We start from the raw sequence: 23617 nt of genomic DNA on the forward strand, positions 1-23617 counted from the left end.
TGATGTAGCTAAAAGACACAGACATTTTAGGTCTGTTCCTCTATCTTTTTACAGAAGTCCATTCTGCAATATTATTCAAACGTATTTAGCCTAACATGCGAAAAGGTGGAGATGACGATGCTCGTCTATCTCCACCTTATCGATAATGATTATCATTGTCAATTTAAAATAGAACCACCCATCTACTAATTGGTGGCTTGCACTACGCATTTATTTAGCAATAACTTCAGACTTTTGAAGAGTCCGCTAATTCTTAGTTTTCATACGACCGCTAAAGCCAGCTTAATGATACGACTGATTGAAAACTTAATAACTAATTAATCCTGTTACATATTTTCTTCCCTGTCTTTTGTTTTTCACTTAAAATTAAATCCTTACAAATCATCTCGATTTCTTGTGAATAGGATTTTATTTGGAAGGCATCAGAAAATATTTTATTCCTAGATGTAGCCACAACTTGCTGTAGTTTTTTTTCGTAGGTTTGGACAAAATGATCAAGCGTTGGGCTTTCCAATTTCAGGGCACTCGCAATCCCTTGTATGATTTTCATACGAAAATAGTCCTCTTTTGGCATTCTAGGAATATCCCATTCTCCATCAAAATTTTTATACATTCCTTTAAAAGGGATTGCCGAAAAATCAAAGTATTTTCCTTCTTTGTTTGGTATAGAAAATGGATCAATTAATAAAGAAGCATAACGAATATAGAGCAAATATTCTTGATGTATAGATTCAAGTTTATTAAAATTCTCGATTTCCTGTCTATTTATACTTGCTGGCTGCAATGGATAATTATCATCTACCATAAACTTTAATAAATTGAGAGGTTGAATATTGAAGTGGTTTGTAATTTTCATCATTTCTCCCCAATAGGTTAGTAAATGCCTAATCATAGTATAAGTAATAGGCCCCTCAGGATAAAGCTTATACACATATTTTGTTACGTTATCCTCCTCAAATACTGCTTTTAACGCAAAATCATTCATAAATAAGGGGGGATGGACGTACAAAGAAATATTCCTTGTTTCTGCCTCAAGGGGACAAGCTAATTTTTTCAAATGAATTCCCAAATCCTTAAATAATTCAGTAATTCTAACTAGTCTAGAAGACGTTGAGTAGGTTGAGCCAATATAAATTGTATTCTTCACTCCTGTTGTCAAAACTTCATTTGATGGAATTCCACCTATCCATCTAGTATCTCCATAATATGTGGAAAAACTAATGATCTCTGCATGAGGGCAAAGATTCTTTAGAAAATTAGCCATTAAAAGACTAGAACCAAATGTAGGTGAGATTAATATATAGCTACTAACCTCCTTCAATACTTTTGTATCAATTTGTGCTAATACAGCTAGATAAGAATCTGTCGTCACACAAAGGACAACAGTATCCCACTTTCCAGATATTTTATGATACCCCTTAAAACATGCATCAATCTTACATACTCCTGAAACAGCCTGATGTTGTGTATTTTGTACAGACACCTTAAGTACAAGCTGATGCTGAACAACTGCTTCAAAGAAAATATTGGAACGTACAGATTCTCGACCTGCAATAGCAATTTTACTCTTGAAAAAATTTTTGAAATTCACAGCTAATTGAATGACTGTAGGCCCTGTTCCTAACAGTAATACATGATTAAAATAAGTCATAGCTTTCTCCTCACCTATTAAATTCATTGTACCTTTTGATATAAAACAACATCAAAGACATGTTGAGGTTGCATAACTTCTTCTATTATATGCCATTTATTTTCGTCTACATTTTGCCTAGGGTAGTTAAAAAGAGACTTTAGTCCATTTCCATAACGCATAGCAATCAGCACATCTTTATTTGTCACATCATATAATTGGTCTAAAATGTCATATTTATTACTTACGGTGGAACTAAATATAACATGACTAATTTGCTGCATAACTGTTAGCTCCTCTAATGTCTTCTTATCAATTTGAATGGATAAATGACTTCCTAATTTATTTACTAGATGTTTGCTCAGCTGAATCGCCTCATCATCAATATCTATTCCAAAAACGTCTGCTCCTGTTTGTTCTGCAACCATTAATAATGTTATGGGAAAAGACCCAGAACCTATCAAAAGTAACTTCGATTGACTGGTAACTTGAAAACCTCCAAATTCCTTGCCAATACAAGCTCCTATATTACGAAAGTAATCGGTCATCTCTTTCTCATCATGACTTAGTAATACCGCCCAATGTTTCTCTAGGATTTGGACACAAACAGCAGAATTATTTCTTAAATTGTCGATTAATGATAGTATCTCTATCGATTGTTTGATATGTTTCCATTGTTTTTCATTATCACGATTGATTATAAAAGAAGAATAATCATCCATTAATTCACATAGCTCATCATAATTAATTAGAAGATGATCTTTGTTTTGCTGAATCATGAACTTAAATTTTTTATCAAAGTACTTTAATTTTTTTAACAATAGCTCGATATCGTTCACTTGCCCCACTCCTATTTTGAGAATTAAAGTTCAATATATGCTATACCTTCTAAAACTATTGCAACATATCCTTGAGAATCTGAATTTGACCGTTCAGCAAAAAAGAATGAAGGGAGTAACGAGATTAGGTTATCCCAGCTATGTTATTAAGCGATAGAAAAGGCATTGACATCAGGCTAGCACCTACTTATGAATAGCCCAGATTGATGGCGTCTAAGGAATCTATCTAACTCCTATAATTTCACACAAAAAACCAGAAGCTCACCTATAATAGGAGCTTCTGGTTATTCATTTGTGCAAATGTCTAGAGTACCTGGCTGGTTATAGGGAGTAAGTGTAACATCAAGCGTATCCTTTTACTTAGCTGTTTATCAAATCCTTTTATCCTTGCCTAAGAACTTCGATTATCCTTTAACTGAAATATTTGTAGAATAACTTCAATTCCTCTTATGTACTTCTTAAAAAATCTGCCACGTCAAACTTTAAACGTATTTGTTTTATTTTGTAATTCTTCTGCCATTTTAGAAAGTGTAAAAGTAGATGCAGTAATTTCTTCCATGGAAGCTAGCTGTTCCTCAGTAGCTGCCGAAATATTTTGTGTTCCCTCCGCAGAACTTTGAGCGATTCCGTTGATCTGCTTCATAGAATCAGTCATATGTCTCATTTCTATCGCCATATGCTCTACTGAAGTAGAAATCCCCTGAACTTGAGCCGAAACTTCCTTGGTAGCATGTTGAATTTTCTTAAAGGATTCTCCTGCCGTGTTTACACAGTTTATACCTATAACCACTTCATTTGTTGTGAATTGCATTGAATCTACCGCTCTATTCGTTTCCGTTTGAATCCCATCAATTAATACAGAAATTCTCCGTGCAGACAAAGAGGATTCTTCAGCTAATTTTCGAACTTCTTCTGAAACCACAGCAAATCCTTTACCATTTTCCCCTGCTCTTGCCGCTTCTATAGCTGCATTTAATGCTAATAAATTCGTCTGTTCAGCAATACTTGTAATAACTTCTACAATTTGCCCAATCTCTGATGAGCGATCTCCTAAACCAAAAATCACATTATTTAGACTATCAATAGACGTTTGGATTTTGTTCATTTGCTGAACAGCGTTTTTAATAATTTCATTTCCATCCACCGAAATTTGTTCTGCATGAATAGCTGCCTCTGATACGCTAGTTGAATTACTTTCGATTGTTTGGACATCTTGGGCCATTTGCGTAACAATATCTTCTGTTTCTATTAGTGTTCGAACTTGATGCTCTGTTCCACTTGCAATATCTAACGTAACAGTTGCAATATGCTCACTGGCTTTACTTGTTTGTTCCGTACTTGCCGTGAGTTCATTAGAAAACGCTGCCATATGTTCAGACGATTGCTTCACCTGACCTATTAAATCTCTTAATTTAGTAATCATACGATTAAGTGATGCAGATAATACGCCAATTTCATCCTTAGAATCATAGTCTACACTAAAATTTAATTCTCCCGCTTCTGCCCGTTGGACAGCAGTTTTTATTTTATCTATTGGAGCTGTTATATATGTACGGACACCAATAAAACCGAACACAACATACAGTATGCTTAATACCGTTGAAATGATCAATGTATACCTAGTATTTTTATTTACTTCTTCTACACTTTCCTTATACAAAGAGCTTGCATAGTCTCTATTTAATTGTGTTAACTCTCGACCTTTTGATAAAATCCTATTATACTCAGGCTCAGCAATAGAATAATAGAGATTTAATGCTTCCTCATTCTTATTGGCAAGACTTAATTCGAATACTTTTTCCATAGTTTCTTTAAAACTTGGATATTCATCAATCAGTTCATTTATTATTTCTGCTTCATCTGACTTTAAGCTGGTGTCATTAAGTAATTGAAGATTCATTTCATTTTCCTCAAAAGCCTTCTTTACCCCAGCATGAATTTCATTAATCGTTTTTTCATCAGTGTAATGGAAGGAACGATACATGTATGTTAAAATAATACGGTTATTTAGCCTATAATCAGTCAAAACTATACCTGGTTCTAAGCGGTCCTTAAATATATCCTCTATATTATTTTTTAAAGATTTCATCGTATTGTATCCAACGACTTGAATAATACCAACTGTAAAAATGGATATTAACATTAAAACTAATAATTTTTTCATTGTAGAAAGATTGCGTAACATCATAATTACCCCCTTCGATTGGAAATATAGCAAACGAAAATTTGTATGAATTAACGGTTATTCACTTAATAACAAAAACGTTTGGTCTTACTTTATCACCGATTCGTTTCCCAAGTACCCAAACTACTTTATACAGAAAGGTAACCAAAAAGACTATGTATTTTAACCCCTTCATTTGAAAATGGTTAAAGGTAGTACAATGATGATTCTTTGTCTAAAGCAAGATGGTATGCACTCATAAAAATGAAGCAGTCAGATGTATAACCATTATGTTTTTCTACTATTTTTAAGAATAGTATTCAAAATAATCAAATAATTCTCGTTTCAGTTTTCTTGTCTCAAAATCAATGAAATCCCCACACTTTATACTTGACTTAATAATGTTTTTAAAAGTAATTGGTCTGGCTGTTGTTCTTTAGTAAAGTAAATTTTTTGAAGTCTTGTACCTAGCCTGAAAAAATCCTCTCTCCCAGGTATAGAATCCCATACAAAAATATCTTCTTTGTCTTTAGCAATATTTAAGTATAGGCGATCAGTAATGATCAATTCGGCTTCTTCATCTTTTGTACAATAATCAACATGCGTAAAGACGCGTTTGACCTTATCGAATAAATAATGAACATCATGGATCAAGGAGTATATTTTTATTTTTATGGTGCTTCTTTTAAGAACATCGATTGATTGCTTTAGTAATCTATGATATCTACCAATTAAAAGCTCTCTTCGTTCAAAAACCTTATAAAATTCTTCATTCTCTAAAAGATAGTCGTAAAATTGATTCATAATTTCAATTTGTATAGTAGCATGACAATCAAATCTCTTTTTATAAAGGTCCTCTTTAAATAAAAATGCAGGACCAGAAAAATTCAATGTATGATAATGAAGGTTCAGTAAGTTTACAAACAGTACTCCATATTCCTCTATATCTAAAGTAATTGAAAAGAACTTCCTAAATTTCTCCATCCAATACAAAGTAGCTTGTACAAATAATTCTTGATTATGGTATTGACCAAAATTCATCATTAAACTTATGGAACTTTCACTTTTCTCATAACGATGCTGAGATTCTAGAAATGAAAATGAAAACTTTATCTCTTTCTCTATTGCTTCATCATTCAGGTTTGTGAATTTTTTAAATAAAACACTAAATGTTTGTGAAAATTTTTCAAATTGATAATGATGTTCAGTATATCTTGTATATGCCACGTCATCTTCTATGACAAAACCCATTTTAGCCCGTATTAAGCAAATCGCTAGCAAGTATAATACGGAAATTTGAAATTCTCGATTATAGTCCTTAATAATTTCTACTATTTCCTCTCTAGATATTCCTAAAAAAGGCCAAGTTTCTCCCCAACATGAATTCCAATAGAACAAATAGTAAAAGTAACGAAATTGTTTTTCAGATCCTTCAAGTGTAATGAAATCTTGAGACGTATATTTTAATTGAAATTCATTTAATAAAGGTTTAATTTTATTTATTTGACGATATATAGAAGCTTGACTTGTAAAATTTTCTATAATAAACATATTAAAATCGACTAATTTATTATAAAAAATATCATTGAAAATTTTATATGCTAACGAATTTTGCAGGTAAAATCTTTCGATTGTTTTAATCGAAAAATAATCTTTATAGTCCAATTTAAATTGCTTTTGTTTCAGTTCGTTTAAAAAAATAGCTTCATCAAATTTTTCTAAATCACTTGAGAGTTCTGTCACTATTTTTAAGATGGTTCTTTCAGATAAATCCATTTTTTTAGCTAACTCCTGACTAGAAAAGAATCGTTTTTCATTATGGATATGATCTAACAGTTGCACCTTTTGTAAAGTGAAACGATCTAAAAAATTATACATACTCTCACCTCTATTTCTTACGAATTTCTCTACCAATATAGATACACCGGTAACAATATTATGGTTTATTACACTTTTTTTAAAACCAAGCGAGCAAAGATTGCTATTAAATTCTTTCGGAATAATTAAATATACCTATATTAATTAACCATTACCATAACATCTATTCACATGTCTTCAAAATCAATATTTGTTTCAAATGATACACAAATTGATAATTAGATATAAGAAAAAAGAATTATTTGTAATTGAAGCACTTTTGTTATGGCAGTCAATCATTTTGTTGTCAGGAGCACCAAGTAGATACAATCAGTTAAAGTGGGAGAAAATACGTGAAACTCTTACGTGGTAGGGGTTTTCAATGAACGCAAAATTATCCGAATATAAGAAATATTCGGATTTTTATCAATGTAGTATTGTCTGTTTTTGATTATAATTTATCACATATAAATTAGATATAGCTAAATTATAAGGAATCCACCTGTTTTTAATAGCTTTTTCTATCGCTTGTAGGCGAGTCTTTACTGATAATTTGTTATAAATCTTATTAATGTTCATTTTGATTGATTTTTTGGAAATATTAAGGTTTTGACTAATCTCTTGTACGTCTTTACCTTCTGCAAGCATTAGCAAAATGACATATTCCCGCTTTGTAAAAAGATGCGCTATTATTTTCTTCGAATCGAATAGTTTTAAATAGCTTTTTATAAAAGTTGTCATTGACGAGCTATCAAAATAGTATTCACCTTTAGAAATTAAGTCTATTGCTTTTGTTAATTCTATTAATTTTATATTATATAAAATAAACCCTGAGACACCAGCTAACAAAGCCTCGTGCATTTCTTCCTCTAAAATAATTGAAGTAAGAATAGCAACATATGTAGTAGGATATTCGGATCGAATTCGTTTGACATCTTCTAAGTTATTTTTACTAAGCTTATTAATGACGATAATATCTGGTTTGTATTGACTCATTAAAGCATAAAGATTTTTTGATAAGTTAATGTCTGAATAAATATTATAGTCATTCTCCAGAATTTTCACTAAGCCCATTTTTAAATAAAGATTGTTTTCTAAAATGATAATATTCTTCTTAAGCAAATTGAAAAAGCCCCCTTTTATTAAATTTGGTGCAATTTTTCTTAAAAATTTATTAGCATTTTCACTGTTTCACACTGCTTCAATATAGTTAAATATTAGCAGTTATATAAAATAAAACAAAATCTACTTTTGATTGCTTTTTAACATGCTTTGAAAATTAGTAGAGTAATTGGAGGTTTATTAAGTACGGTAGTTTGGCTGTACATAATAACAATAATGGTTGTGGGTAAAAGCTGAAATGCAGCATAGTTTACTTATTATAAATCCTCAGAAGAGAGTGAATATTTTATTCGAGAGCTATAAAGGCGTTTACGTGTGTCTATAAAAAAAATACACCCCATTCGATTAGATGACCTCGGACTTGGGGAGAATTGTTAGGAGGGGGTTAATGATAAAATGAACAAAATTTTACAGCCAATCCATGTATATTGTTTGTTATTCTTATCAGTTAGTTTTTTAGCACACTTTGTTTTAATTCCCTCAATTTTTACAGTGGTGGAACGTGAAGCTTGGATAAGTGCCTTGCTCAGTTTAATCCCCATATTCCTTTTAGCATTATTTATTTCTAGAATAACTTCTTCATTAAATAATAGTTCAATCCTTGAATTAAAAACTGTCCAAAATAATAAAACACTGTACGTATTCATCATTTATATATATATCGTTTATTTAATGTCATCAACGTTTGTCTCACTCAAATTTACGATTATTTGGGCAGAAGAAAGTTTTAACTCTGATTATCCCTATTTTATTACAGTCATTTTATTTATATTATTATGCTTTTATGGTTCCCTAAAAGGGCTTAAGACCATAGCTATCCAGTCCTTGATTATTTGTTCACTATACATTTTTTTGTTTGTTCTTCTCAATTTAGGAAACTCAATGAACAATGAATACGAACTATTATTACCAGTAAATACAAGTAATACTCCGTCCATTTATTGGGGAATATTATACATATGTATTGGTATTTTAGAAATGGGCTTTATTTTAATCGTTTTAAATGGTTATGTAAAAGAGCAACTGAAAAGGAAAGATATACTCGTATTCTCTATTCTGTTTGTCTTATTCGTTTTAATCGCTATTGTGACGGCTGTATCTGAATTCGGCATTTATCTAACGCAAAAAATGCTCTTTCCTATAAACGAGCAATGGAGAGTTTTATCATTTGGCAAGTACTTTACAAGGTTAGATTCTTTATCTGTTGTCCAATTATTATCAATGGCTTTTATTCGTATATGTTTATTTATGTATATTGTGTCGTCCTTCTTTCAAAAACGAAAATTCATATTAATTGTTGGTTATTTATGCTTAACAATAGGATTATTAATTCCTTGGTCTGTTTCTGATTTTTTGTCGTTTATAAAAAGCGCTTATCTCCTTTCTATCTTTTTATTTTTATTCTTTTTTATGATTGTTTTCTATGTAGTAGAAAAAAAGCAAAAGGGAGTTCATCATCTTGACCGAAAATAAGGATTTTCTCTATAAAGAATTAGGCCACCAATCAGATATAACGATAAGTAGTAAATTCTATATGTCTAATAATGAAAAGCATGAAGTTATATTTGTCTATTGCCATAGTTTAGTTGATAGTGTACTTTTTTTGAATTCATTATTACCAAATATTAGATTCCTTGCTGAACACGGACATTTGCATGATGTTGAAATTATAAACCGTTATTTAGAAGTATTTGAAATCAAAGAGTACCGAACAAAGACAGATGAAATGAATAGCAAAATTTTCTCAGGTTTTTTATATTTCTTCCATGTTCCATCAAATAGCTTATATTCAACCAATTTAGCTAAACTTCCTGAACGATCCATTGAAGAATCAAATATGGAAGTCTCATTAAGAGGACCGAGAGATGGGTTTGTTGAAAATATAGATACCAATTTTTCTTTAATAAGAATGAGATTAAAAAGTAAAAATTTATCAAGTAACGATTTTACAATTGGCGACACCAGTAAAACCAAAGTTTTATTACTCTATATTGAAAACTATATTGACCAAAGTACGTTAAAGAATGTACAAAGCAAACTAAATAAAATAAAAGTAGATAATATTGCAAGTAGTTATCATATTGAGGAATTACTTTATGATAAGCTGACCCTCTTTCCCCTCCTGGATTATTCAGGAAGGCCAGATTTTGTAGTAAGTTCCCTCAATAAAGGCCGTTTTGTCATACTGGTAGATGGAAGTCCAAGCTGTTTAATTGGACCCGTAAATTTATTACTTATTTTGAAAGCAGCTGAAGATGATCAAACCAATTTTTTATTTGTGAGTTTATCACGAATTTTAAGAATTACCTCTTTATTAACAAGTATATTTTTACCTGGGCTTTGGATTGCATTAACTGTTCATCAACTAAATCAGCTACCCTTTCCCTTACTAGTATCAATATCTGCTTCTAAAATTGGACTACCTGTTTCCTCTTCGTTCGAGATTCTTATTATGCTCATATTTTTTGACCTTTTTCGAGAAGCGGGAATACGCTTACCTAAAGCTATAGGTCAAACTATTGCAGTTTTAGGAGGCTTAATAGTTGGAGAAGCTGCTATAAGAGCAGGATTTACATCACCATCAACATTAGTAATTGGGGCACTTACCGTTATATCTAGCTATACATTAATTAATCAAAATTTACTAGGCAATATATTTTTAATAAGAGTCGCAACATTACTAATTGCCTCCTTTTTTGGAATGTATGGCTTTGTTTTAAGTGTCTTATTTTTCTTAACATATATCTCTTCATTAGAAAGCTTCGGGCATCCTTACCTTTCTACATTTTCAAAAGTAAGTATACCTGATCTTATTAAAGGTTTTTTAAAAATGCCCTTTAGAATTAAAATAAAAGACTGACTGTTTTTCAGCAGAAAGGAGTTTATATGTCCCATTATAATTCCCCATACAAAATGACATTAATTTTTCCTTTATTATTTATTCTAGGCGGCTGTTTAGGTACCAAGGAGATTCAAAGTGAAGTTTATATTACCGCTCTTGGTATAGATTATTCTAATGAAATGTATCATTTATATTTTCAAGCTTTCGGATTTAACAATGTTGCGGGCTCAGATCCTGGCATAGCATCTGAGCCTGCTCCAATTGTTGTTGGACATGGAGAAGGTGAAACTATTCAGGGAGCAATCGATGATATAGAAAAGAATTCTGTTAACCCTTTGTATTATGGACATATACAAACTTTCTTTATTTCCAAAAATATATTGGATGGTCATTTGGATGAATTTTTTGATTTTTTTAGTAGGGATTATTTTCTACGTTATAATACTTTAGCTTTTGGATATGAAGAAGATGATATTAAAGAGATAATGAATGTACATGGTCTCTTTTACAAACCGCCAATATTAACATTTCCTTATGATCCAAATGAACAATTATTCTTTAATTCATTCATCTCAACCAGTACTATACAAGACATGATTAAAAGATATTATGAACCAGTTGGATCCATTATGGTTCCTACAATAAAAATTAGTGAAGATTATTGGATGGAGAATAATAAATCTAAAAATATTTTAAAAATAAGTGGTGCTTATTTTCTTTCACGTCAAAAATTCAATGGTTGGATAAAGGAAGAAGAGCTTTCAGGGCTGGATTGGTTTAATAAGGATTTTAATAACATGAAATTATTAATAAAGGATAAGTCAGTTTCAATGTTTATTGAAACTATAGATTATTATATAGAAATAGTGGATAATTCATTTCCAAAATATATTATAAATTTAGACATTAAAGCTTCAATCAGAGAAAATCCAAAAAATATTGGAAAAGAAACAATTGAAAATGAAATTAAAAATATTATTTTATCACAGTTTCAAAGTACCTTTAATAAAGGGTTGGAAATAAACTCTGATGTCTTCAATTTTTCAGAAAAAGCTTATCGCTTCAAGCCCCAATCATGGACTGTAGATAAATTAAATTCCATTACTGAACATTCAATTAAAAAATTTAATATTCATGTTTTCATCAAGGATGATGGAGCTAAAAAGTAAGAAGGTCACCCTTCACCCTGTTGAGCGCATGATACCCCCTAATAGTCAATGTTAAAAAACTTCAATATGTTAAAATAACATTAACTTAAAGGGGGCAAAATCATTAGATTTTCCACGCTCAAGCGTGAGTGTTTCATAATAACAAAATATTTCATCTTCTGAGATGGATTGGGGTATTGTTTTAATCGTTTATTAGAAACTTGTATATCCTCATATATAGAAACATGTTTTTTTAGTATTGTATTGGCAAAGCATTTCCCATGCTAGTAAACATATCGAAATCTTTACTCATGATAAGTAGCTAACTTTCCTTTATATTCACTAATTTTCCTAACTAAGTCATGTCTATTTTAAATACTTAGAACGAACAATCGTCCTCTTATATGGCTCACCTTGTAAGGTTTCACCAGAAATATTTAAAGTTATGTTATATACACCAGACTTTTTATTCTCTGGAAAAATTACTGAAAATTTTTGTTGATCAACCTTTTGTATTTGTAGAGAGGAGGCAATATCTTTGCCTGCTGGATCTAGTACTTGTACATCGAAGGCAAGATTTCGTAATTTTTGATTTGCTTGTATTGTAATAATATTATTCGTTTCTAATGCTGCTGTTGGTATACTCACCTTAATCAAAGATGGGCCTCCATGTTGAACAGCTAGTAAATACGCATTATCACCTGCCTGCGTGCTTATATTTACCTTCCATTCCCCCTTCTCAGAGAGAACATTAGGAAATGTATGAGGTACCACGCCATTAAAGAAAGAGGCTTCCTCATAAGATTTGATTGTCTCGTTTGTGTATTTTTTTCCTGAAGGAGATACCAACTCTATCTTGTCAGTAGTCATTCCTGTCCACAATGTAACATTATCGAGTGCGGTATCTACATAAAAAGAATGTGTAACATCATTTGATGACTGTAACTTTCCTCCATAAAAATAATGAGAAACATCTAACTCTTGAAACATATCAGTTTGAGAAAAGAATTCTTTGTTCATAATGCTAAGATCAGTAGAAGAAGACTGTAGATAATGTTCCAATCTAGAAAATACCGCAGATCCCATTCGAATATTGTCATGGTCAAGTGAGGTATCGGTAAATAGATGTGTTCCGTAAAATAATTTAGTACTCGCCTCTTTAACTAATCCATCATTTGGATCGGAAAGATATAGACCACCCATCCAGAGTGCAGATAGAAATGGCCCTGTATTAGTACCGGCAATTGTATAATAGTTGTTTTTGCTTACATTGGGGTGATTGTCTATTAGTGAGCGAAAGTGTTCCATTTCTCCAACCTGAAGTGAATATGTTCCATCATCTTTTTCACCTAGTAAATCAGCTAGCCAACCTGCCCACCAACTATATGCAAGGTCAGCTAACTCTGATCCATAATGAGGGGATCCTAAAGTAAACACTCTACCAACGTACGGATGAGCATTATTAAGTACTAATGCTGCTTGAGTATCGGGCCCACCCTTACTATGGGCAACTATATTTAATTTTTTTCCATGAAAATATTGACTGATTTCTTTTAACATAGAGGCTAATAATTTTCCGTTATCGTATTGACTATAAGAGCCTTTACCTGCTGAATCATACAATTGAACAAATACCGTTTGATATCCAGCTTCATAAGCTTTTGTATACATATCATTAAGACCGTGATATTCAGTATGACCATACCAATTGGTAGAATTACCGTTTTTTCCTTGAACGAAAACAATAGGTGGTTTATTCGGATCAGCATTAGGTGGAGTATCTCCAAGAAACCACTCTCCAGGTGTAAAACTTTCACCTGGTGGCTTCAATCCGTTTGGTTCAATCGTATTTGAGGCAAAAACATCTGGAGTAGAAAAAAGAATACTTGTCACTATACCTAATAACAAAACCATTTTTTTCAAATTGTTTCCCTCCTAATCTGTATAAATCAAGTTCGAGAAGCTGTAGAAAAGTAATTTAGATTTTATAATCACTCAATTACTACAAAAGCTTAGAAACCATAATTAGAGTAGTCTCTCAAAAAATCTTTAAATATTGATATTTTTCACATTCACCAACAGTACGATGAGGATTTTACCGTTAGATGCCCCAGCAATTTTTAAATTAAGTATTTCGTTTTTTTACAAAACTCATATAATATAGTATTCAAAATAAATATAAACTATACTTTAATACATCTGCTAAATTGGAAGTAGCCATTTGGAAAATGGTTATCTAAAAGGAATATTTAGGGGAAGTACTTTAAAATACAGTTCATCAAAAATCCAATAAACCTCTAATCGTTTTAGTTGTATTTCTAGAGGCGTAAACCATTCCCTGATGCCAAACTTAAACAACCCACCATCACAATAAATTCTATAAATTAATATTACTTGAATCTACTACCTTAGCTTTATTTTTATCGGTAATATCATAAGTTTTCACATTTAATTTAGCTCCATATACTCCTTCAAAAGAGCCCCTACCCCTTACAGCAACAAAAGTTGCACCTAGTAATAGAATAATCACTACTCATCATTTTCAACCTCTTTTTTTGACTATCCATAATAATGTTTGTATAGAGGATCATTCAATATAAATTGTTTAATTTTTTGCATTCCCATCCAGTATAAGTACCTGTTGTTTTAATTGTATTTATAGGGGCATCTATGGCGTTTGCTCTTTACAGCTCATTAATATGTAAAACAGATTTCGCCATCATGATTTATTTCATTTGTTCGTAAACAGGTCCTTACCACCGCTCCGTTACGAGAATGATAGTTTCAAAAATTTTATTCATAGGTAAGCCCTAACGTTTCCATTCCTTTACCTGCAGTATGGTACATATTATCAGGAGTAAACACTGCCTAATATATGAAACCATTCCCATCCTTGATTTTAGTATTGGCATATTGAAGGGAAAATTAAATTAGTAGCTCTCCATTGGATTCGAGTAGACATAGTATTTCGAGTTATGATAGCCTGACAATCAGTCATATTAGCCACTCAATTGTCGTACTCTTATTTATACATATTGGACACTCGTACAAGTACCTTCTTTCTAAAGGAATATAATATAATATAATACTTTAATTATATTACTGAGGTGAAAAATATGTTATTTAACCAAATGCATAAATGTATTTGTCAAAATGAAAACAATTTCTTTAGAAAAATCGTTGCTCTTTCTGGTCCAATTGCGCCTGCTGAAAGAGGCGTGTTGGGTTATGGTTCACTAAGAAGTCTAGTATTAGAATCTGTGGTTGGACCCACTCGGACACCCATTTCATTTGATGAAGTAGGTCCGTTATCCAAAAATATTACAGTAAGTAGCTCTGGGAATGAATTGGTAGTTCTTGAAAGTGGGATATACCAGATTACAATTTCTATAAATTCAGAGGCCACTGCAGCTCCAGATCCAACTCAGCCATTTTTCACAGTATTCATTACAATCAATGGAGTTCCCATTTATGATGGCACAGGAGAGGCAATATTTAATGTGGCTAATAGAAGTAGTTCAGCCTATATCATTCAAACTCCTTTAAATCCTGGAGATGTAGTTGGCGTAAGTGCAGCTGGAAATCCTGTATCTGGATATGGCAGCCGCGCATTAACGATTGTTCAATTAAGTTAAAAAATAGCTTTAGAGGAATGAACTGAACCCTGATATAGGCAAGGGCACCCTATTCAAGATAGTAAACCTGATGCTAAGGAAGAAAAAAAAATTTCAAATATGTTTCTGTTCTCATAACATCCTGTAGATGAAGAAGTTATTATACAGTGATAGAAGGAGGAGAAAATTGTCGAATCAAACTGAGAGTTCAGAAGAAAAGGAAAAACAGCCAGCTCCAAAAATCAAAGTGGAAAGGCAGGAGGGAGAACCGACTGCTGCTTTTAAGGGTGCTTCTTGGGCTGCATTGTTAGTGGGTGTTACTGCTTATTTTATAGGTTTGTTTAACGCAACGATGCCACTAAACGAAACTGGATATTACTTAGCAGTTTTAGTATTAGGACTTTACTCGGCAGTATCTCTACAAAAATCAGTAAGAGATAAGGATGAGGGAATACCCGTTACAAATATGTATTATGGTATTAGTTGGATTGCACTTATAGTATCTATTTTATTAATGGCTATTGGATTATACAATGCTGAAAGTATTGTTTTAAGCGAAAAAGGATTTTATGGGATGTCATTTGTTCTTAGTTTATTTGCATCCATCACGGTTCAAAAGAATATTAGAGACACGCAAAGGGCAAGAGAAAGAAATTAAGGTATATTTTTAAAGCTAAAATGCACCTCAGTAGCAGACTATAAAAATAAGAAAAGAGCAAGGCTGCCATTAGCCATGCTCCCGAAGAATAGATTTAGATTATTAATTTTCTCCACTAATAGAAACTAAAATTTTAGACTGCGATTTGTCGCTTGTTAATGTTTTAAATCCTTTGTCAACAATTTCATCTAGTTCAATTTGACTTGTAATGATTCCTTGTGGATTTAGTTGACCAGCGCTCATTGCATCAATTGTTCTTTGAAAAATGGATGGTGTATAGACAATGGATGATAGTACATTAACACCTGTATTTGTAAGTTGCATTGGATTCCATTCAATTGGTCTAGCAAAAATAGAAACGATCATCATATTCCCACGAGGTTTTGTAACATCTATTGCCTGTTTAAAGGTAGGAGCTACACCAGCAACCTCAAAAGATACATCAACACCATCTGCTACAATTGCTCGAACTGCCTGTACAGGATTTTCTTTACCTGAATTAATAGCATGGGTAGCACCCAATTCTTTTGCCTTTTCTAATCGTTCATCAGATAAATCTAATACGATGACTTTGCTTGCACCAGATGCTTTTGCAGCGATGACTGTTAATAATCCGATTGGGCCAGCTCCAAATACTGCAACAGAATCTCCTAATGTAACGCCAGCATCTTTGACAGCTTGTACAGCTACTGCCATTGGTTCTACTAGTGCACCATCTTGTAATGTTAAGTTATCTGCTAAACGGTGTATATTTGTTGCAGGGACATTGACATATTCCGCAAATCCACCGTCTCCATGTAATCCTATAAAGTTAAATCCATCATATCGATCGACATCTTCATGTTTGTTTCTATAAGTTAAAGTAGGATTGATGACCACTCGGTCTCCTACCTGTAAGTCCGTAACTTTAGAACCAACTTCCTCGATGATACCAGCAAATTCATGACCCATTGTAAGTGGGGCAACTTCACCTGTTAAATCAGCTTTCACATCAACTGGTACAAAAACTGGACCTTCTTCGTATTCATGCAAATCACTGCCACAAATACCAGCCCATGCTACTTTTACTTTCACTTCATCTTCTCTTAAAGTACGTAATTCAACCTCTTCTACTCTAATATCTTTCACACCATGCCAAACTGCAGCTTTCATTTATGTTACCCCCATAAAATTATTTAAATTGGTACCATAAAATAACATCTTTAATAGCTACTCGTGCATGATCAAAATCTGACGCTTCTATACATCTGATAAATGTATTGATGGACATATGGTAGGACTCAACTAGATTCATTTTCCATTTTGTTTGGGCAGCTACATTTGTAACAAAGATTGTTTCTTTAAAGAATCGTAGCATCGCAATATTTCCTGAAACATCAAAAAACAACTGTAATAAATGAGCAAACGAAACAACATATTCATAAATTTTTTCAGCAGACTTTTTTTGTTTCATCGCTTCAAAACGAATTAATAGTTCATTTTGCAAATCACCAGTCCATTTAGGTTCACATTTAGTCAGTGCAAAATCCAATAGGTTATAAAGCGCTTCCAAATAATCCTTCAATTCCTGATCGGATATAGTCTTCACTCTTACACCTTTATGTTGTACTTTTTCAACTACACCATCTTTTTGTAAAAGATAAAGTGCCTCTCGGACAGGTGCATGACTTACTTGTAACTCTTTTGCAATTTCCGCTTCTATTAAGCGCTGACCTTGTTCATAATAACCAGAAAATATGCGAAATAATAATTGTTCAGCTATTTGTTCAGAAATTGTTTTTTTTGAAATTGAATTTTCATCAAACCCCATTAAACCACTCCAATAAATTTATATGTTTTATTTTAACATAGTTCAGTGTATAGGGTGATTAGCTACAGGTGTTATATATTATGGATTATAGATTATCGATAATCTATAAAAGTATTCTATTATAAAAATTCAATTCTTTCAATTATCTTGTTTGTGGGTACGTAATTAGAGAAAATTAAAACATGCTAAAAAAGTAGTTGTTAGGTTGATTAGACCTGTATATGGAGCTAGTTTGATAGATAAATTGCACAGTATTATGCCATAAAAATGGCCCACAAATTGCTAGTTATTATCTAACAATTTGTAGGCCTCAATAAGACTCTGCTCTAGCAATTTCATCCAAATAAAAAAAAGTGTCTTACCCTTAGTTGCAATTCTCTAAATAAGCAACAATTTCATTAGCAACTGTTGACGTTAATAACGTCGACATATTACTTAAAACTATAATCGTCACGTTCTTTTCTAGCAACTTCAAGTATGAGGACGTAAAACCATTAATGCCCCCATGATGAAAAATGAGCATATTATTCTTTTTTGTCTTCGTAATGTTCCATCCATATCCATAGCCAAAACGACCTGATGAAAACATTTGAGATGTTATATTTTTGGTTAATAAACTATTACTTTTTATTCCATCATCAAGTAAATGTAAATCTTCAACTGTTGAAAATAACCCTCCAGCCGAATAAGTGTTAGACATATTGACGAAACTAGCATGATAAATATTATTATTTTTATCCAACTCATAACCACTTGCTTTATGCTTTTGAATAGCTTCGTTAGAATCAAGACCCGTATTTAACATGGATAGAGGCTGTAAAATCTTTTGTTTAAGAAATTCTTCATAACTTAAACCACTTATTACTTCAAGTATCTTACCTAACACAATGTATCCTGAATTAGAATAATTAAATTCTTTCCCTGGTAAAGATTTGAATGAACATGAAGCAATCCAATTTATCAAATCATCTGGAGATTGTAGCTGATAAGATTTTAATAAAAAATCAGGTTGATCAGTTATATTACCAATGCCAGATGTATGAGTTAATAGATGTTCAATCGTAATTTGGTTGCCTTTTGGAAGGTTCGGAATAAAATCAGCTACAGTATTATGTAACAATAACTTTTTTTCTTCCATTAGTATTAAAATTGCAATGGCAGTAAATATTTTTGTTACTGACCCAATACGGAACTTAGTTATAGCGGTATTTGGTATGTCCCATTCATAATTTGCTTTTCCAAAAGATTCTTTATAAATGGTTTCTCCTTGACGAACTACTAATATATTTCCACTAAATTCCTCTTCCTTTGTGTTTAAAAATGAATGAATATATGATTTTAGCAAATTTCAAGCACTCCTTAGTTTGTACTATTAGTTACTTGAAATGTTATCCAATGGCATAAACCATACCTCCTTTTGAATTCTGGCTATATAACTTTTGTTTATTAGTATTCCAATGTATGAAAACCTCATTCTTTGAGCATGTATCGCTTTTTATATCCCTCTATTTCCTCTAATTTCACGTTGTTTTATCTCGAGTAATTCTATAATCGTTTTACATATTCTTTTAAGTGGTTCATTTGATTGGGAAGTGAGTACAAAAATACTGCCACCTTCTATCATGCTAAAGACTAAATACGACATTTCTGTAGCTTCATCAGGGGGCCAGTTTGATTGAATAAATTTTGCCTTTACTATCAAAATAAGTGCTTCATAAGCATCCTTGCATGCTAAACGAAGTTGCTCACTCATATGCCAAGTTTCCAAAGAAATAAGTGCTAATGGGATCCCATCATGGGCAACTTTCGAATCAAAACTTGTAAATTGATCAAAAAAACACTCTAAAGCTTTTATTACATCATCATGCTGTGAAAATAAATTTCTTAGCTCTTGAACAGCAAGATCCTTTGTTCTGTTAATTGCCTCTGTCGCTAATTGTTCCTTACCTTCAGGAAAATAATAATAAAGCGAACCTTTTGGGCAACCCGACTCTTTAATAATTTGATTTAATCCAGTAGCGTGGTACCCTTGTTTTTGAAATAGTACTGACGCCGTCGATAAAATTTTCATTTTACTTTCTTGATTTCTAGGCATGTTCCCCTCCAAATTATAATGACTGGTCTATATAATAAAGTGTTGTATCTATAAAGTCAATACGAAGTAATGATTACTGTCATACTATATTTTTTACCTATTAATATTTATACATAATGGCTAGGTTTTTTTCTCTTGATTAGCGTTCTTCTTCGTAACAATGCTATCGCTTATTATTCTTGCTCCTTCATCATTTCAAAGTATTACTTCAACGTGTAGCACGGCCCTTTTCATTAATTTTATGCTTTTCAGCATCAATAGTTATTATTTACCTTATAAATTTACAAGAACTTCCACCAAGCTCGAAATTTTTCAAAATCATCACCATCTTTTTTTTCTCTTCATATTCTATAAAATCAGGTCGAATATTGAGGGGGAAACATTATGGGGATTGAATTCACAGCTCTCCATTGGATTTACGTTATTTTCATTGTGCTCATCATCGGATTTATGGTTAAACGTCGTGATACCACCCTCATTTGTATACTTGGCATCTTCATGCTAGCGATCATTGCGACTGGCAATTTAACTTCGTCCATTAGTGGTATTTTTAACAGCTTTATTTACGCCATTACAGAGTTGTTATCCACCATTTTGATTATTTCGATTATTGTTGCCATGAGTCGAGTAATGATAACTTCAGGTATTAATGAGATTATGATTGCTCCTTTTACCAAATTTATTAAGACACCCGCACTTGCCTATTGGACAATTGGTCTTTTGATGATGTTAATCTCTTGGTTTTTCTGGCCTTCACCGGCTGTTGCGTTGTTAGGAGCCGTTTTGTTGCCTGTTGCGATTCGTGCGGGGCTTCCTGCACTTGGCGTTGCCATGGCGATGAACTTATTTGGGCATGGGATGGCGTTATCGAGTGATTTTGTCATACAAGGGGCTCCAAAACTAACCGCTGATGCAGCAGGTATACCTGTTGGAGATGTGGTTACGGCTAGTATTCCACTCGTCATTACTATGGGGGTTGTGACGACAATTGTTGCTTATATTTTCTTACGGCGAGATATGAAACGAGGAACGTTACTTTTCAATACGGTCAACGAGGAAGAGGAAGCTGGCGAAAAAGAAACTACTGAACATTTACTGTCAATTGGGCAAAAGCGTTTCTTCGCCGTGCTTATTCCCATTGCCTTTATATTAGATGTAATCACGATGTCAGTATTCAAATTAACGGGCGGCGATGCAACTGCTCTAATCGGTGGAACCTCTGTTTTTATCCTACTTTTGCTTAGTATTGTTACTCATAAAGCGGAGGGTCTCGAGAAGACAACAAGCTATTTGATACAAGGGTTCCAATTCGGCTTTAAAGTTTTCGGCCCTGTTATCCCAATCGCCGCATTCTTCTATCTTGGAGATGCTGGCTTTACACAAATCATCGGGGACCATCTCCCCGCTACCTCACACGGCATTGTTAATGATCTTGGAGTTGGCCTTGCCGCGGTCGTACCTTTAACAAAGGAAATTGCTGTTATGACGTTAGCGGTTGTTGGAGCTATTACTGGATTGGATGGTTCGGGCTTCTCTGGAATTTCTTTAGCAGGCTCGATTGGCAGTCTATTTGGGAATGCCATTGGTGGGGGAACAGCCACTTTAACTGCTTTAGGGCAAATCACAGCGATTTGGGTTGGTGGCGGTACCTTGATTCCTTGGGCTTTAATTCCAGCTGCTGCTATTTGTAATGTCAGCCCATTTGAACTGGCAAGGCGGAACTTAATTCCTGTAGCCATTGGGCTTGTTGTGACGACGATTGTAGCAGTGTTTTTGATTTAAATAAGGCGCTCCCTGATAAAATTTTTATGGGCCTATGTACCTTCATATGTCTAAATTGGAAACAGCTCAGGTTGATAGAATGCTAATTTGTCTTATATTGGTGGCGGTACACTGATTCCCATAAAAGAAATATAAGTAAGACCACCCTTTACGGAGTGGTCTTCATTGTTATAATCAGTCTCTGTAAATTGTCATTTCTATTGGGGAAATTCATAGTAGTAAAAACTATTATCATCTGCTCGTCCCTTAATAATTGTGCCTGAACTATTATTAATTAGATCTGACGCCAAATATCGGTATTTTTCGCCCTTTTTAAAACATCTTCAGGCGCAGGTATTTTAAATGGATCGATTTTATCTTTATCAACACTAAAAGTTGATGAATAACCCTTTAAAGCGCCATCGGCAATACCTCGCATACTGACATTGCGACTGAGCTGATTAATAACTCTCTCCCCACTTAGTTTGATTCTTTAGGAATGAATACACTTTCAGTTTCATGGGATTCTAATTCTAAAGGTGATTCAATTAATTCATAAAACTCTTGGTTATCGGTAACATGGTTTTTAGATGTTGCCAAAGAAACTATTATTCCTACAATAGTAGCTACAATTACAGCAATAGGGCTAATAAAATAAATTGGGAAGCTTAAAGTTATAGCGATTCCGGAATATGCTAACCCTGAAATCATTGATGAAAGTGCACCCAAGCTGTTGTACTTTTTCCAATACAATGAAATTAGTATCGGAATTGCCACTATACCTGTAAAAGTTGATAAAAACAGCAATGAGTTTTGAATATTTCCAATGAAAACGATCCCAAAAATTAATGTAGAAGCTGCAATTATAACAAAACATATTCTTGAAGCAATTATGAATTGTCTATCCCCTTTATTTTTCAAGAAATATCTGCGTACAACATCATTTACAATGATTGAAACTGCAGAATTCCAAACTGCAATCAGAGTGCTAACCCCTACAAGTAATAATGTTACTAATAGTAATCCTTGTACTAATGAGTTACTTTGAGTTGCTATTAATAAAGGTAACGCTTCCTCTGGTTTATCCAGACTTGGGAATACAACTTTTGAGAACATTGTAGCTAAAACGACCATACCGTATAACACTACAATGAAAAATGTATTCCATAGCATAGCTGTATAAGCAACTTTTTCATTCTTTGCTGAGAAGATTCGTTGACCATACCAAGGGGCAGCAATATATAAGAACAGAATTTGCAGGCCCCATGTCAATGCGATAGGGAAGTTAACCTCTGTATCCCAAACTGGTGCCAAAGATAAAAGTTTCGGTTCGTATACTTGACTCAAACTTCCAAATCCACCAGCTGCACTAATACCAATAAATAAAATTGTTGGAATCCCAATCATAATCATTATAAATGCTACAACATCAATACCAATTGCTGTCAATAATCCACCAGTGATACTTAAAATTAGACAAATCACTACAATTGTTATGGAAAAGATTACTGGATCTACCCCAAGTAAAACGCTTCCTATTACTGCTAAACCTGCTAGATACGAAGCTGGTGCTAGCCATGTATAGAACAATGTGATGATGGCTGACATAAATCTTATAAGTTCTGAGTATTTTTCATTCTTAAAACGTTTATCAAAAAATTGAGAAATGGTTGAAATATTTAATTTCCTATATTTTTTAGCAACCGTAAATGCGTATGCAAGAAATACCGCAATAAATATTAAAGATGTATACCACATACCAACAGTACCAAATAGATAAGCAACAGAAGCTCCACCTATTAAAGTTGCTGTATTAAACTCTGCTGCTACTAGAGTTGCCGTTAATGCAAATAATCCTGTTCCTTTGCCAGCCAAATTATAATCTTGATAAGTTTTTATCTTTCTGAATGTATTGTAGGATACCGCAAATAATATAACCAAAAAAATGGAGACGATAATATATTTAGTAACCATGCTATTCCTCCCTTTATAAGGAAATTTATGAATGATTAAAAAACTTTAAATCATTACTTGAAAGCCTAAGACTAAATGGACATGAATTATCTTAAAAACAGCT

At 32.8% G+C, this 23617-nt stretch carries 17 protein-coding genes; 6 read left to right on the forward strand and 11 right to left on the reverse strand.

All coding sequences use genetic code 11. The features are described from left to right. Window positions 1-313 precede the first annotated feature (313 nt). The 5 genes from AC3CH7_RS03695 to AC3CH7_RS03715 form a co-directional block, all read right to left on the reverse strand. Window positions 314-1651, reverse strand: a complete 1338-nt coding sequence (locus tag AC3CH7_RS03695; protein ID WP_488381583.1) for an opine metallophore biosynthesis dehydrogenase — start codon at window positions 1649-1651, stop codon at window positions 314-316. A 23-nt stretch (window positions 1652-1674) separates the two neighbouring features. After that, a complete protein-coding gene (locus AC3CH7_RS03700) occupies window positions 1675-2469 on the reverse strand; it encodes a nicotianamine synthase family protein (RefSeq protein WP_236249615.1) in 795 nt (264 codons plus the stop codon). A gap of 475 nt (window positions 2470-2944) precedes the next feature. Further along, window positions 2945-4654, reverse strand: coding sequence for a methyl-accepting chemotaxis protein (locus tag AC3CH7_RS03705; protein ID WP_051563200.1), 1710 nt, complete (start codon window positions 4652-4654; stop codon window positions 2945-2947). Between the two features lie 363 nt (window positions 4655-5017). Continuing rightward, window positions 5018-6511 (reverse strand): helix-turn-helix domain-containing protein, encoded by a 1494-nt coding sequence (locus AC3CH7_RS03710; protein WP_031417824.1) that lies wholly within the window; start codon window positions 6509-6511, stop codon window positions 5018-5020. 405 nt (window positions 6512-6916) lie between these two features. After that, window positions 6917-7612, reverse strand: a complete 696-nt coding sequence (locus tag AC3CH7_RS03715; protein WP_426389237.1) for a response regulator transcription factor — start codon at window positions 7610-7612, stop codon at window positions 6917-6919. A 396-nt stretch (window positions 7613-8008) separates the two neighbouring features. On the opposite strand from AC3CH7_RS03715, the gene AC3CH7_RS03720 reads away from it, so the two are divergent. From AC3CH7_RS03720 to AC3CH7_RS03730, 3 genes are read left to right on the forward strand one after another with little or no spacing between them, the layout of a single operon-like run. Further along, window positions 8009-9085, forward strand: coding sequence for a GerAB/ArcD/ProY family transporter (locus tag AC3CH7_RS03720; protein WP_488381584.1), 1077 nt, complete (start codon window positions 8009-8011; stop codon window positions 9083-9085). After that, window positions 9072-10472, forward strand: a complete 1401-nt coding sequence (locus AC3CH7_RS03725) for a spore germination protein (protein WP_200991029.1) — start codon at window positions 9072-9074, stop codon at window positions 10470-10472. Before AC3CH7_RS03720 ends, AC3CH7_RS03725 begins: the two co-directional genes overlap by 14 nt. A gap of 26 nt (window positions 10473-10498) precedes the next feature. Continuing rightward, window positions 10499-11623, forward strand: coding sequence for a Ger(x)C family spore germination protein (locus AC3CH7_RS03730; protein ID WP_281486667.1), 1125 nt, complete (start codon window positions 10499-10501; stop codon window positions 11621-11623). 345 nt (window positions 11624-11968) lie between these two features. On the opposite strand, the gene AC3CH7_RS03735 is transcribed toward AC3CH7_RS03730, so the two are convergent. Beyond that, window positions 11969-13516, reverse strand: coding sequence for an esterase/lipase family protein (locus AC3CH7_RS03735; protein WP_481276769.1), 1548 nt, complete (start codon window positions 13514-13516; stop codon window positions 11969-11971). 1202 nt (window positions 13517-14718) lie between these two features. Between AC3CH7_RS03735 and AC3CH7_RS03740 the strand changes: the two genes are divergently transcribed. Together AC3CH7_RS03740 and yiaA are read left to right on the forward strand one after the other, a co-directional pair. After that, a complete protein-coding gene (locus tag AC3CH7_RS03740) occupies window positions 14719-15237 on the forward strand; it encodes a hypothetical protein (protein WP_012293512.1) in 519 nt (172 codons plus the stop codon). Window positions 15238-15403: 166 nt separating this feature from the next. Beyond that, window positions 15404-15874: an inner membrane protein YiaA gene (gene yiaA / locus AC3CH7_RS03745; RefSeq protein WP_031419202.1), complete on the forward strand. Its 471-nt coding sequence runs from the start codon at window positions 15404-15406 to the stop codon at window positions 15872-15874. Between the two features lie 102 nt (window positions 15875-15976). Here the strand turns inward: yiaA and AC3CH7_RS03750 are convergent, their stop codons facing one another. The 4 genes from AC3CH7_RS03750 to AC3CH7_RS03765 all read right to left on the reverse strand — a co-directional run bounded on the left by AC3CH7_RS03750 (window position 15977) and on the right by AC3CH7_RS03765 (window position 19779). Then, window positions 15977-17026 carry a 2,3-butanediol dehydrogenase gene (locus AC3CH7_RS03750; protein WP_012293510.1) on the reverse strand — a complete coding sequence of 350 codons (1050 nt, stop codon included), beginning with the start codon at window positions 17024-17026 and terminating at the stop codon, window positions 15977-15979. Between the two features lie 19 nt (window positions 17027-17045). Continuing rightward, window positions 17046-17684, reverse strand: a complete 639-nt coding sequence (locus AC3CH7_RS03755; RefSeq protein ID WP_488381585.1) for a GntR family transcriptional regulator — start codon at window positions 17682-17684, stop codon at window positions 17046-17048. Window positions 17685-18048: 364 nt separating this feature from the next. Further along, window positions 18049-19029 carry a serine hydrolase domain-containing protein gene (locus tag AC3CH7_RS03760; protein ID WP_036167699.1) on the reverse strand — a complete coding sequence of 327 codons (981 nt, stop codon included), beginning with the start codon at window positions 19027-19029 and terminating at the stop codon, window positions 18049-18051. Between the two features lie 150 nt (window positions 19030-19179). Next, window positions 19180-19779 carry a TetR/AcrR family transcriptional regulator gene (locus AC3CH7_RS03765; RefSeq protein WP_031419200.1) on the reverse strand — a complete coding sequence of 200 codons (600 nt, stop codon included), beginning with the start codon at window positions 19777-19779 and terminating at the stop codon, window positions 19180-19182. A gap of 384 nt (window positions 19780-20163) precedes the next feature. Between AC3CH7_RS03765 and AC3CH7_RS03770 the strand changes: the two genes are divergently transcribed. After that, entirely contained in the window at window positions 20164-21561 is a 1398-nt protein-coding gene (locus AC3CH7_RS03770; protein WP_031419199.1) for a hypothetical protein, read from the forward strand. A 459-nt stretch (window positions 21562-22020) separates the two neighbouring features. Here the strand turns inward: AC3CH7_RS03770 and AC3CH7_RS03775 are convergent, their stop codons facing one another. Beyond that, complete coding sequence (locus AC3CH7_RS03775) at window positions 22021-23514, reverse strand: sodium:solute symporter family protein (protein ID WP_230586136.1); 1494 nt, start codon at window positions 23512-23514, stop codon at window positions 22021-22023. Window positions 23515-23617: the final 103 nt, after the last annotated feature.

This window comes from Lysinibacillus sp. F12 (assembly GCF_057773605.1).